Source organism: Allobosea sp. CS1GBMeth4, assembly GCF_900185715.1.
Lineage (GTDB): Bacteria > Pseudomonadota > Alphaproteobacteria > Rhizobiales > Beijerinckiaceae > Allobosea.
This window is the reverse complement of the sequence record NZ_FYAS01000007.1, coordinates 93,535-105,516: the sequence shown is the minus strand read 5'-3', so window position 1 is coordinate 105,516 and position 11,982 is coordinate 93,535. Positions and strand designations below refer to the sequence as shown.

The following is an 11,982-nucleotide window of genomic DNA, read 5'->3' as shown; positions in this document are numbered from 1 at the left end:
CGGCATCCGGGCCGAAACTCCATCGTCCAAAGGGAGCAGGGAGATCGTCATGGAACGGATCGGGGATGCACCACGGGAATCCGGTTTCGCCAGCATCATGGTACCGCTCAATCTCGGTGCCGGCGCGGCCGACCGGGTCAGGCTCTCTCTGTCGCTCGCCGAACGGTTCGGCAGCCGGCTGATCGGCATCGCCGCGCAGGAGTTCGTGGTGCCCTATCTGGGCGATGGCGCCGTCGGCGTCGACGCGCTGCTGATCGACGAAGCGAGGAAGGCCGCCGGTGAGGACCTCGCCAAGGCGGAGACGATCTTCCGGCGCGTCGCCGGCCACTACAACGACATCGTCTGGCGCAGCGCTATCGAGACACCCCTGCCCTTCGTCCTCGGCAATGCGCGGGCGGCCGACATCGTCGTGGTCGCCCGCCAGGGCTCGCTGGATGCGCCGCAGGGCCGGATGGGCCTGACGCCTGCCGATCTCGTCATGGATCTCGGCCGCCCCATGCTCGTCGCGCCGCCGGACGTCACGGAACTGGCCGCGGAGACCATCCTGATCGCCTGGCGCGACACGCGGGAGGCACGGCGTGCCGTCTGCGACGCCATGCCGTTCCTGAAGCGCGCCCGGGCGGTGACCATCGTCTGCGTCGGACAGGGAGCGGCCGAGCAGGGAGCGGAGGATGTCCGCAGCCATCTCGCCCTGCACGGCGTCACCGCCGATGTCGACGTTCGGCCCGACATCGCCAGCCACGCGGCGCAGGAGCTCATCGATTGTGCGCGCCGGCAGAATGCCGACCTGATCGTTTCCGGCGCCTACGGCCACAGCCGGATGCGGGAATGGCTGCTCGGAGGCATGACCGCCGACCTGCTCGAGGCGGCGCCGGTCTGTTGCCTGATGTCGCATTAGAGCCGGATCCGATCAGATTGAATCGATCTGATCGGTGAATCCGTCTCTCACTCTTAGCTTAGAGCCCGTTCCGACGGGGCCGACTCGTCATTGCGAGCGCAGCGAAGCAATCCAGGGGGACGTCGCGTTCTCCCGCCCTGGATTGCTTGTCGTTGCGCGCCTCGCAAGTCACGGTTCGCGCGATCCAAGCTGATCGAGAAGGCGCAGGCACGGCCGATCTGGCTCGCCCCGCCTCGCAGCCCGGCTGGCCGCCCCCGAGATGCCGCAGGTCGGTCAGTTGGCGAGAAGGCAGGGAATCCGGCAGCGCGTCAGCATCTGCGTCGTCTGGCGCACGAGCTCGGAACTGACGAGCTGATTGCTGCAATAGGCCGGCGCGACCAGCAGGTCGGCGTCCCGTTCGATCGAGCGAAGCAGGCCTTCGCAGAGCAGCGACGAGCCGGTGCGGTCGGTGGCGCGGGCGGGAACGCCGTGACCGTGCAGGAAGTCGACGACATCGGCGACGCTGCTGTCCGGCGTCACCGACAGCACCTCGTCCATCGCGATCACCGAGACCTGCTCGGCCCGGCGCAGCAACGGCAGCGCCTCGCGCAGGACGCGCCGCGCGGGCCGGCAATCGCGCCAGGCCACGGCGATGCGACGCGGCACGGCCGGCGCCGCGCAATCGGACGGAACGACCATGACGGGGCGACCGCCGAGGCTGAGGACGGCGCGCGCATCGCAGCGGTCGTGCTCGTCGTCGGACGGGACCGCCGGCCCGATCACGATCAGGTCGGCCCGGCGGCCATTGCGCAGGACCGCTTCGGTCATCGACCCGATTCCGCCGGTGAAGGACACCCGACCGACCCTCGCCCCGACCGAATCGCGGAATCGGGTCTCGGCTGCGGCGAGGTCGAGACTGCAGCAGGTCCGTGCCTCGGCCAGCAGTTCGCCGACCATTCCGATCGTGGCGCTCGGCTCGATCTGCGGCGTCCGCGGCCAGCGGGACATGACACCGCGGAGGCCTGCGCCCAGCTGGCCGGCGAGCGCCCCCGCGAACGCCGCGCGCCGGAAGGCGGGTTCGTCGTCGCCAAGCGCGACGAGAATCTCGGCATAGGACATCACCAGCCTCCGCTGAGAACGATTTGTCGAAGTCTATCCGCCGGACCTGGCTGCGCCTTGATGCGCGTCAAAGGCCCGCCCTTCGCGCTCTCGCGAGGCATGGCGCGCAGCCGCCGCGGAAGCCGGTTTGTTCGAGATCAAGGAGCGGCTTCGCGCCGTCGCTATGATGCCGCCATCCGGGGCAGCGACGGGATGAACGCCATGGATATCTGGCTCAGGAGACGTTTCGAGCGGCAGGCCCGGTTGATGGGCGCGATGATGGAGCGGATCGGCGTGACGCCGGAGCTGGCGGCGAGCCGCGGACGGCTCTACGAGGCGGCCAATCGGCGCTGCCTGTGGTGCGACGCGCAGCAGGAATGCAGCAGGTGGATCGAGGAGCATCAATCCGCCGAGCGCAGCCCCTCCTTCTGCCCGAACGGCACGTTCTTCGACGTGACCCGGCGAGACGGCCCGCGGCACTGATCGGCTGTTCGCGCAGCGCCGCCGAACCGGGTTCGGTCGACGGCATGCCAACGGCAGAGAAATTGCGCGTTCAGTAGGGACTTACCGCAGCTTCTTCATCCTTGCTGCTTGATCGCTTCGCCAGATTTCTAGCCGTGATAGCAGCGCGGCGGCATCGCGCAATATCGATCGACGAGATCGACCAGGGCCTTGCGCAGCTGGGGATCGCGCTGGAATTGCGCCGTGCGCCATATCAGGTCGACCAGCGCATTGAGCTTTCGAGAGGCGTCGAGATCCGGCGGCGCGGCTTGGGCCAGACGCTCGAAATCGCCGACGCGATAGCCGTCGCAGGCGGCGACTCCCGAGATCGTCTCGGCGTTGGCGGAGAGTCGTCGCAGCACATTGTCGGACGGCGCGACGAAAGCGAGCATGTGGACGCCATGCGCCAGGGTCACCAGGAAGCGCGTTTCGATCCGGCTTCGCTGCTCGGCTGGCAGCCGACTGAACAGACTGACGAAATCATCGTTCATGCCCCTGCCATCCACGCCATTCCCGCCATCCCGGCCGGCCGGCTGCGCGGGGTGGAACGCCCGGCTGAGCGAGCGCGCATCCCCGGCATTCCCCTGCTGCGCGCAGCCTTCCTTCCGAACCCCAAGCCGGCAGATTAGCAGCGCCGGCCGGCGGGTCCTTGACCGACCGCAAACGGATTGCGGCATGCAGCCGTGTGCGGCATTCGAAGCGACGTGCCGGTCACGCGGGCTCACGCCGCCTTGACGGCGAGGACTGCATAGGTCCGCAGCTTGCCGTCGGCGTCGTTGATCGAGAGATATTCACCCGGCGCCATCCGGTGGCTGTCGAGCCGGAAACCGCCCTCGTCGTCCGCGTCCGTCCGGTCATCATAGTCGAACACCCAGGTCGCTCCCCCGGCCCCACCGGCGCGATGGACCAGCCTGCCGTGACGCGTCGCTCCGTCGGGGCTCAGCCGGCGGACCCGGCAATGGTCGCGCAGAGCGTGCCAGGCGGCGGTGTCGAGCCGCCCCTCGGCGTCGATCGGAGCGACGATCTCGTAGCCGTCGTGCGGGTTGCCCTCCGGGAACTCCCGGCAGCGTGCGAGCCGCAGTGAAATCGCGCTGAGACCTTTCATCGGACGTTCTCCTCATGATGGGGCCGATTCGCTCCGTGCCCGGCGAAATGGGAGCCGCACGGACGAATGGGGTGGCCGCCTGCGGCGCAGCGAAGCGCCCCCGGCGGGAACCGCCGCCTGCGACCCATCGTCAAGCTGGAGCACGCGCCCCGCCGGCATGCCTTGATTTCCCTCAAACGGCAGCCGCGGCGCGCCCGACGCTGAGCTCGACATCGACCAGCTCCGGGTCGTTCGGGTCCGGCCGAATGTGGAAGCCGAGCTCCTGGCACATCTGCAGCATGGTCGAGTTGCCGCGCATGACCTGCCCCTGGATGGTCGACAGCCCCTCCTGCCGGGCCCAGGCGATCACCAGGCCCATCAGGGTCCAGCCCAGGCCCTGGCCCTTGAGATCAGACCGGACCAGCACGGCGTATTCGCCGCGCTCGTGATTGGCGTCGGCGTGCAGCCGGGAGACCCCGAGCAGGCGGCCGTCTTCCTGCGAGATGGCCGCGAACGCGATCGCGCGGGCATAATCCAGCTGCGTCAGGCGCGCGATGAAATCATGGCTGGGCTTGCCGGGCAACGCGAAGAAGCGCCGGCGCAGATCGTCATCGGTGACGCTGGCCAGGAAATCGGGATAGAGCGCCTCGTCTTCAGGGCGCAGCGGCCGGATCCAGAGCTTGCGGCCGTCCTTGAGCGCCGCCTCGCGCTCCCAATGGCGTGGATAGGGCCTGATCACCATGCGGGGATGGTCGCCCTCGCGCCGCTCGCCCGCCGGCATCAGCCTGATCCTGGCGTCGACGACGATGACGCCGTCAGGGTCGGCCAGCACCGGGTTGAGATCGAGCTCGCAGATCTCCGGGCAGTCGGTGGCGAGCTGGGCGAGCTTGACGAGCGTCGTCGCGACGGCGTCGAGATTGGCGGCGGGAACGTTGCGGTAGGCGGCGAGGACCCGCGAGACCCTGGTGCGCGCGATCAGGTCGCGCGCCCTGTCCAGATCGAGAGGCGGCAGAGCCAGCGCCTTGTCGGCGATGGCCTCGACCGCCGTTCCGCCCCGGCCGAAGACGACGACGGGGCCGAAGGTCGGATCGTCGGCGACGCCGGCGATCAGCTCGCGCCCGTTGCGGCGCCGGATCATCGGCTGGATGAGGAAGCCGGAGATCAGCGCATCCGGCCGCACGCCGCGGATGCGGGCCAGCATGGTCTCGGCGGCCGCGCCCACGGCCTCAGCAGTCGTCAGGTCGAGCGCAACCCCGTCGACATCCGATTTGTGCACGATGTCGGGCGAGTGCACCTTGAGCACCACCGTATGGCCCTCGGCGAGCACCTCCGCCCCGAGCCTCGCGGCCTCCTGCGGAGTCGAGGCCAGGCGCGGGGTCGCAGTCGGGATGTCGTAGGCCCTCAGCACCTGCGCCGTCTCGATCGGATCGAGCCAGCTCCGGCCGCCGCCGAGGGCGTTGCCGATGACCCTCCTCGCCGTCTCCGTGTCGGGGCTGAAGTCCTGCGGCATGGCGTCCGGCATGCGCGTCAGCTCGGACTGCGCCCGCCGGTAGGCGATGAGGTGCGTCATTCCCCTGACCGCATCGGCCTCGGTCGGGAAGTTCGGAATGCCCGCGGCGACGAAGCGGTCCGGCCCCGCCTCCCTGTCGGCTCCGATCCAGGCCGTGAAGACGGGCTTGGCGAACATGCGCTGGGCGCGGCGCTGCTCGACGACCCTGGCGATCGTCTCGGCCGCCTCGCGCTGGCTGGTCAGGCGGGTCGCGACGTCGAGCACGAGCACCGCGTCGCTGCTCTCGTCGTCGAGCAGGATGTCGAGCGCCCTGGCGAACCGGTCCGCGTCGGCGTCGCCGATGATGTCGACCGGGTTGGCGCGGGACCATGACGGCGGCAGGATCGCGTCGAGCCGGTCCTTGGTCTCCTGCGTCAGGGTCGCAAGCTCGCTGCCGAGATCGATCAGGCGGTCGACGGCCAAGACGCCGATGCCGCCGCCATTGGTCAGGAGGGCGATCCGGTTCCCCTCGAAGGGCCGCTGACGCCCGAGCGTCTCGGCAGCGGCGAACAGCTCCGCGACATCATAGGCCCTGACCAGGCCCGCGCGCCTGAAGGCGGCGTCGTAGACGGCGTCGGAGCCGGCGAGCGCACCGGTGTGCGTCGCCGCCGCGGCCGCCGCCGGCGCATGGCGTCCGGCTTTGATCACGACGACGGGCTTGACCCGCGCCGCGGCCCGCGCCGCCGACATGAACTTGCGCGGGTCGGCGATCGCTTCGACATAGAGCAGGATCGCGCGCGTGCGCGGATCCATCGCGAAATGGTCGAGGCAGTCGCCGAAATCGACGTCGATCTGGTCGCCGAGCGTGATCACCCCGGAGAAGCCGAGCTGATGCGTCGCCGCCCAGTCGATCAGCCCGGCGGCGACCGCGCCGGATTGCGAGATCAGGGCGAGATCGCCCTGCTTGAGCTGGCGGGAGGCGAAGCTGGCGTTCAGGTGGCCGTAAGGCGACATCAGTCCGATGCAGTTCGGCCCGACGATCCGCATGCCGGACGAGCGCCCGAGGTCGCGTATCGCCCAGGCCGCCGAACCGGGACCGCGGCCGAGCCCGGCCGTGAGGACCAGACAGGCCGGAATCCGAAGGCGTGCCGCAGTTTCGACGATGCCGGGGGCCGCATCCGGCGGCGCGCAGACGATGGCGAGATCGGGCGGCGTGGGCAGGGACGCGAGGTCGGGATAGCAGGTCGTGCCCGCGATCATGCGGTGGCGCGGATTGACCAGGCCGAGCGCGCCCGCAAAGCCTCCCTCGCGGAGGTTGGCGACGACGGCCTGGCCGACGGATCCGGCGCGTTCGCTGGCACCGACCACCGCGACCGAACGAGGCTGCATCAGCGCCTCGAAGCGGTATGTACTCATCGCCGGCTCCACGCTCGTTCCGACTGCAGGTTATCGCTGCTGCGAGCCGGCCTTCGCAAGCATGGCCGCTCCGCGGTCCGAAGGAGCGCGGAACCGCTCCGGGCGTGTTCAGGCGTCGAGACGGCGCAGCGCGGTCCGGTCGCGCAGGATGATCGAGCGGCGATGCGAAGGCAGTTCGATCACCCCCTTCCGCTCCAGCTGCGTGAGCGTGCGCGAAACGGTCTCGATCGTCAGCCCGAGATGGTCCGCGATGTCGCTGCGCGACATCGGCAGGTCCAGATGGCTCATTTCCGAGAGCCGCCCGGACATGTCGAGCAGGAAGGTGGCGATGCGCTCCAGCGCGCTCTTGCGGCCGAGCAGAAGCATATGGCTCTGCGCGCGCTCGATCGAACGCATCATCGCCGCCACCACACGCTGCGCGAACTCGCTGTCCTCGGCCAGCATCCGCTCGAGCTGGGAGCGCGGGTAGATCCGGAGCGTGACGTCGTCGATCGCCTCGGCACCGACCCGGTGCCAGGACGAGGATTCGAAGCCGAACAGATCCCCCTTCAGATGGAAGGCGTCGATCTGCCGCCGGCCATCCTTGAGAAGCTGCGAGGTCCGCACCGTCCCGGCGACGACTTCATAGAAGTGCTGCGCAGCCGCCCCTTCGGAAAAGACGGTCTGCCCCTTCCTGAATCGTGACGGCACATCGATGTAAGCCAAAGGCCGATACTGCGCGACGGCGCCTGGAATACCCTGGCTTGGCAGGGAAGACTGAAGAGCAGCGTACATCGGCTTTTCTCCGCTTGCGATCTACGATGATGTTGTAGACCGCGCGCCGTTTCCCCGAAATCCGATACACTCCTAAGGGATATTACTGAGGCCGCTGGGACGACTGGATCAGCGCGCTGCGAATGCCGTCGAGCAGCGAGCCGTCCTGCAGGGGCTTCTCGAGCACCTCGCGGAAACCCGCCTGCCTCGCGCGCTCCTTGAGCTCCTGGTTCAGCACGCCGGTGATCAGGATGGCCGGCAGCCGGACGTCGCTGCGCCGGAGCCGGCCGATCAGCTCGAACCCGTCCATTCCGGCCATGGCGTAATCGATGACGAGGCAGCCGGAGAGCGGCAACTCGCCGGCCGAGAGCAGGCTGTGCGCATCGCCATAGGTGTGCACGGTCAGGCCCTCGATCTCGAGGGCGAACTTCAGCGAGCGAAGGACGGCAGGATCGTCGTCGACGATGATCACCGGACCGGCACGTTCGGGCATTGGCGGTTTTCTCGACAGATATCGCCGGCCCTTATCGCGCCCGCAAAGCCGGCCGGAAATTCAGGAAAACCCCCTAGTATCGCAGGCAACGCGTCCTGGCCGCCGGCGGCTCCACCTGAGCGTGCAGCACGCCGCCGCTCCGTCCGATTCGGATATCCGTTCCGCGCGCCATCGGCGCGGCGACGTGCCGGGCAGGAGTCCCGGCCCCGGCACGAACGGCGCGAGTCCAGCCGTCGGCGGACGTGTCACGCGCTCACGGGCTGCGAGACCGACCGGCCGGCCCGCCGCGCGAACCGGCCGGAACGGCCCTATGGGCGCTCGGCCTTCGCGCCGACGAGGAGGACGAAGCGAACCAGTTCGGACAGGCTGCGCGCCTGCATCTTCGTCATGACGTTGGCGCGGTAGATCTCGACCGTCCGCGGGCTGATATCGAGATCGAAGGCGATGACCTTGTTGGGGTTGCCGGCCACCAGCCCGTCGAGCACCTGCCGCTCGCGTTCGGACAGCGACTGCAGGCGCTGCCTGATCTCCTGGGATTCGTTGTCGAGCCGGTGCTGTTCGCGGTGACGACTCAGCGCCAGGCGGACCGCGCCGAGAATCGTGTCGTCGTCGAACGGCTTCTCGACGAAGTCGAGCGCACCTTCCTTCATCGCCTCGACCGCCAGCGGCACATCGGCATGGCCGGTCATCACGATCACCGGCATGGCGTATCCGCGCTGCCTGAGCCGGCGCAGGAATTCGATGCCGTCGATCTCGGGCATGCGGACATCGGTGACGACGCAGCCCTGGCCGCCGGCGCCGACCTTGTCGAGGAAGGCGACGGCCGATTCGTGCAGCCTGACCGGCAACCCGTCCGAAGCCAGGAGGAACGAAAGCGACTGGCGAACGGCCGCGTCGTCGTCGACGATGTGAACCACCGGCTCTTCAGCCATCCTGGAGTTCTCCCGGATCGATCGCACGCAGGGTAAAGCTGAAGGTGCTGCCGTGGCCAGGACGGCTGTCCACCCAGATCCGCCCGCCATGCGACTCGACGATCGTGCGGCAAATTGACAGGCCGACCCCCATACCCTGCTTCTTCGTCGTCACGAAAGGCTGAAACAGCTGCTCGGCGATGGCGGGGTTGATGCCAGGGCCGGTGTCGGCGACGCTGACCTCGATCAGCTCGCTGGACGACACCTTCGTCGCGATCGCGAGTTCACGCCGCTGCGAGTGCGACATCGCATCGAGCGCATTGCGGATCAGGTTGAGGAGCACCTGCTGCACCTGAATCCGGTCCGCCAGCACATAGGCGGCTGCGGCATCGAGGGAGAAGGTTATGCGCACGCCCCGCTCCTTGGCGCCGACGAGCGCGAGCGCGCTCGCCTCCTCGATGAGCTTGGGCAGGGCCTCGACATGCCGCTCGCTCTCGCCCCTGGCGACGAATTCGCGCAGGTGCCGGATGACCTGACCGGCCCGCAACGCCTGTTCAGCGGCCTGGTTGACCCCGTCGCGCAGCATCTGGAACTGCTCGCCCTCGACCTTCTGCAGGATGCGATGGCAGCCCTTGAGATAGTTGGTGATCGCCGTCAGCGGCTGATTGAGCTCGTGAGCCAGCGTCGACGCCATTTCGCCGAGCGCCGTGAAGCGCGACATGTGCACGAGCTCGGATTGCAGCTCCTGCAGGCGGGTCTCGGTCTGCTGGCGCTCGGTCAAATCGCGGATGAAGCCGGTGAAATAGCGCTGGCCGCCGGAGCGCATCTCGCCGACGGCGAGTTCCATCGGGAAGGTCGAGCCGTCCTTGCGCTGGCCGACCACGACCCGGCCGATCCCGATGATCCGCTTTTCGCCGGTCGCCAGATAGCGGGCGATGTAGCCGTCATGCTGGGAGCGATACGGCTCCGGCATCAGGATCTTGATGTTCTGGCCGATGACCTCGCCGGGCTGGTAGCCGAACTGGCGCACCGCCGTGGCGCTGAACGACTGGACACGAGCCTGTTCGTCGATGACGATCATGGCGTCGGGCACCGTCTCGAGAATCGAGCGCAGATGCGCCTCGCCCGCGCGCGAGGCCACTTCCGCGCTCTGGTCCTGCAAGGTCTCGCTGATGACGACGGCGAAGCCGAAGAGCCGGCTCCGGTCCCCCTCCAGGGCCGAGATCACGGTTCGCGCACGGAAGCGGTCACCGTTCTTGTTGCGGCGCGGATCGCCGAATTCGATCTGCTTCACGTCGCGGCAGCGGCGCAGATCGATCGCCGGGCGGTTCGCCTGCCGGTCGTCATCGCCGTATAGCACCTCGTGGGAGCGTCCCTGCAGCTCGCCGGCGCTCCAGCCGATGACGCCCTCGCAACCGGCACTGGCGCTGCAGATCCGCCCGTCCTCGTCCAGCACGAGAAGAGCGAAGGTCGCGGCACTGGGCTGCGGGCTGGTCAAGCCCCTGTCGGCCGGCTCGCCATCGGCCTCCGAATCGCTCTGCATGAGGGCCTCATATCAAGACGGCATCGCCGCGCGGGTCCGGGAACACTCCGGTGACAAGGCCCTGCCCTGCCGACCACCGCCTTCGCCGTTCACGCGCTTCGGACTGAAAGCTTTACCGCCTGCCGGAGCGGCGGCGCAATCGTCCGCGAGGGATGGTCGGCATGTCGGCGGGAATGCGCAGCCGGCGAACCACGCATCCGGAGGGGTCTCGCAATCCGGCACGCGCGGCGGGCCGAAGGCCCCCCGGGCCGGTTCCGCGGCCTCTCGGCGCCCCCACGCGCCGTACGGAATCGCCCGCCGGGCGCGCGGCGCGCTCGGTTGACATCGGGAGGCATGGTCCCCACCTGCCTGCCGCATGGCCCACTCCTCCGACAATCCCGCACCCGGGCCGAAACGGGCCCTGCTCCTGCGCAATCCGAAGGCGCGCCGCGGCCAGGAATCGATCGCGCCGTTGCTCGAGCGCCTGAGGGACAGCGGCCTCGACGTGACCGTCGAAACCTTCGAGGCGCTGCCGGAGATCGCCCGCGACATCGTGCGCCTGCGCCATAGGGCCGATCTCGTGATCGTGTGCGGCGGCGACGGCTCGGTGTCGTCGGCCGCGCTGGCGGCGATGGAGAGCGGCCTGCCGCTGGGCATCATCCCGATGGGTACGGCCAACGATCTGGCACGGACCCTCGACATCCCGATGGACCTGATCGGCGCGGCTGACGTCATCGCCCGCGGCGAGACGCGCCGGATCGATGTCGGCACGGTCAACGGCCACGCCTTCTTCAACGTCGCGAGCATCGGATTGAGCAGCGAGCTGGCGCAGAGCCTCGACCCGGTGCTGAAGAAGCGGTTCGGACGGCTCGGCTACGCTCTGGCCGCCGTGAAGGTCATGGCGCGCGCCGCGAGATTCAGGGCGAAGATCATCGAGAAGGGCCGACCGATCGATGTCGAGACCTACCAGATCGCGGTCGGCAACGGCCGGCACTATGGCGGCGGCAATGTGGTGCAGGAGGACGCCGAGATCGACGACGGCCACCTCGACCTCTACAGCCTCGAGATGAAGAACCTGTGGACGCTGGCGCTGATGCTTCGCTCGTTCCGGTCAGGCACGCACGGCGCCTGGCGCGAGGTCAGGACGGCGAAATGCGTCGAGTTCGACATCGAGACGCGCAAGCCGATGCCGGTGAACACCGACGGCGAGATCGTCACTGCGACGCCCGCGCGCTTCAAGGTCCACCCGAGGGCGATTTCGATCTTCGCGCCGGCGGACCGGGAGCGCCCCGGGACCGTCCGCCCCGCTCTCTACCACCGCTAGCCGTTTCAGGCGAAGCGTGCCCCCGGATGTCTCACGGCGCTTGCCATCGTCCGAGAAAGACATACGGGGCGCGCATCTCGGCGGCCTCGGTGGTCCGGAGCGGCGAGATCACCCCCCGGCCTCCATTTCCTTGAAGGCCTCGCGCGCGATCCGGAAGGAATCGACCCCCGCCGGAATGCCGGCATAGATCGCAACCTGGAGGAAGACCTCGCGGATCTCGTCCTTGCTGACGCCGTTCCGCAGCGCGCCCTTGACGTGCATCTTCAGCTCATGAGGCCGGTTCAGCGCGCTGATCATGGCGAGGTTCAGCATCGAGCGCGTCTTGCGCGGCAGTCCCTCGCGCCCCCAGACGGCCCCCCAGCAATACTCCGTCGTGAGTTCCTGCATCGGCATGTTGAAATCATCCGCGGTCTCCAGCGACTTCTCGACGAATTCCCTGCCGAGCACGTCCTTGCGGATGGCGAGACCCCGATCGAAGACGTCCTTGCTCATGTCGTTCTCCAGCTTGAGCGGT

13 protein-coding genes are annotated in these 11,982 nt (G+C 68.6%); 4 read left to right on the top strand and 9 right to left on the bottom strand.

All coding sequences use genetic code 11. The features are described from left to right. Positions 1 to 49: 49 nt before the first annotated feature. Positions 50 to 898 carry a universal stress protein gene (locus tag CS1GBM4_RS03855; protein ID WP_186417368.1) on the top strand — a complete coding sequence of 283 codons (849 nt, stop codon included), beginning with the start codon at positions 50 to 52 and terminating at the stop codon, positions 896 to 898. A 273-nt stretch (positions 899 to 1,171) separates the two neighbouring features. Here the strand turns inward: CS1GBM4_RS03855 and CS1GBM4_RS03850 are convergent, their stop codons facing one another. Next, on the bottom strand, positions 1,172 to 1,996 hold the full coding sequence (locus CS1GBM4_RS03850) for a hypothetical protein (protein ID WP_186417367.1): 825 nt from the start codon (positions 1,994 to 1,996) through the stop codon (positions 1,172 to 1,174). A 201-nt stretch (positions 1,997 to 2,197) separates the two neighbouring features. Here CS1GBM4_RS03850 and CS1GBM4_RS03845 point away from each other — a divergent pair, with 201 nt between their 5' ends. Then, on the top strand, positions 2,198 to 2,458 hold the full coding sequence (locus CS1GBM4_RS03845) for a DUF6455 family protein (protein WP_186417366.1): 261 nt from the start codon (positions 2,198 to 2,200) through the stop codon (positions 2,456 to 2,458). A gap of 128 nt (positions 2,459 to 2,586) precedes the next feature. Here CS1GBM4_RS03845 and CS1GBM4_RS03840 read toward each other — a convergent pair whose 3' ends face one another. After that, a complete protein-coding gene (locus tag CS1GBM4_RS03840) occupies positions 2,587 to 2,892 on the bottom strand; it encodes a hypothetical protein (protein ID WP_186417365.1) in 306 nt (101 codons plus the stop codon). On the opposite strand from CS1GBM4_RS03840, the gene CS1GBM4_RS03835 reads away from it, so the two are divergent. Continuing rightward, the gene (locus CS1GBM4_RS03835) at positions 2,878 to 3,105 is read left to right on the top strand and encodes a hypothetical protein (RefSeq protein WP_186417364.1); all 228 of its coding nucleotides are present in this window, start codon (positions 2,878 to 2,880) and stop codon (positions 3,103 to 3,105) included. The genes CS1GBM4_RS03840 and CS1GBM4_RS03835 overlap by 15 nt on opposite strands. A 92-nt stretch (positions 3,106 to 3,197) precedes the next feature. Here CS1GBM4_RS03835 and CS1GBM4_RS03830 read toward each other — a convergent pair whose 3' ends face one another. From CS1GBM4_RS03830 to CS1GBM4_RS03805, 6 genes are all read right to left on the bottom strand, one after another. Then, the gene (locus CS1GBM4_RS03830; protein ID WP_186417363.1) at positions 3,198 to 3,581 is read right to left on the bottom strand and encodes a hypothetical protein; all 384 of its coding nucleotides are present in this window, start codon (positions 3,579 to 3,581) and stop codon (positions 3,198 to 3,200) included. A 172-nt stretch (positions 3,582 to 3,753) separates the two neighbouring features. Next, positions 3,754 to 6,465: a bifunctional acetate--CoA ligase family protein/GNAT family N-acetyltransferase gene (locus CS1GBM4_RS03825; protein WP_186417362.1), complete on the bottom strand. Its 2,712-nt coding sequence runs from the start codon at positions 6,463 to 6,465 to the stop codon at positions 3,754 to 3,756. Positions 6,466 to 6,573: 108 nt separating this feature from the next. Next, entirely contained in the window at positions 6,574 to 7,170 is a 597-nt protein-coding gene (locus CS1GBM4_RS03820) for a helix-turn-helix domain-containing protein (RefSeq protein WP_244607037.1), read from the bottom strand. A 151-nt stretch (positions 7,171 to 7,321) separates the two neighbouring features. Further along, positions 7,322 to 7,711: a response regulator gene (locus CS1GBM4_RS03815; protein WP_186417360.1), complete on the bottom strand. Its 390-nt coding sequence runs from the start codon at positions 7,709 to 7,711 to the stop codon at positions 7,322 to 7,324. Between the two features lie 308 nt (positions 7,712 to 8,019). Beyond that, complete coding sequence (gene fixJ, locus CS1GBM4_RS03810; protein WP_186417359.1) at positions 8,020 to 8,643, bottom strand: response regulator FixJ; 624 nt, start codon at positions 8,641 to 8,643, stop codon at positions 8,020 to 8,022. Then, entirely contained in the window at positions 8,636 to 10,165 is a 1,530-nt protein-coding gene (locus CS1GBM4_RS03805; RefSeq protein ID WP_186417358.1) for a PAS domain S-box protein, read from the bottom strand. Before CS1GBM4_RS03805 ends, fixJ begins: the two co-directional genes overlap by 8 nt. Positions 10,166 to 10,520: 355 nt before the next feature. On the opposite strand from CS1GBM4_RS03805, the gene CS1GBM4_RS03800 reads away from it, so the two are divergent. Continuing rightward, the gene (locus CS1GBM4_RS03800) at positions 10,521 to 11,468 is read left to right on the top strand and encodes a lipid kinase (protein WP_186417357.1); all 948 of its coding nucleotides are present in this window, start codon (positions 10,521 to 10,523) and stop codon (positions 11,466 to 11,468) included. Between the two features lie 108 nt (positions 11,469 to 11,576). Here CS1GBM4_RS03800 and CS1GBM4_RS03795 read toward each other — a convergent pair whose 3' ends face one another. Further along, a complete protein-coding gene (locus CS1GBM4_RS03795) occupies positions 11,577 to 11,960 on the bottom strand; it encodes a carboxymuconolactone decarboxylase family protein (RefSeq protein WP_186417356.1) in 384 nt (127 codons plus the stop codon). Positions 11,961 to 11,982: the final 22 nt, after the last annotated feature.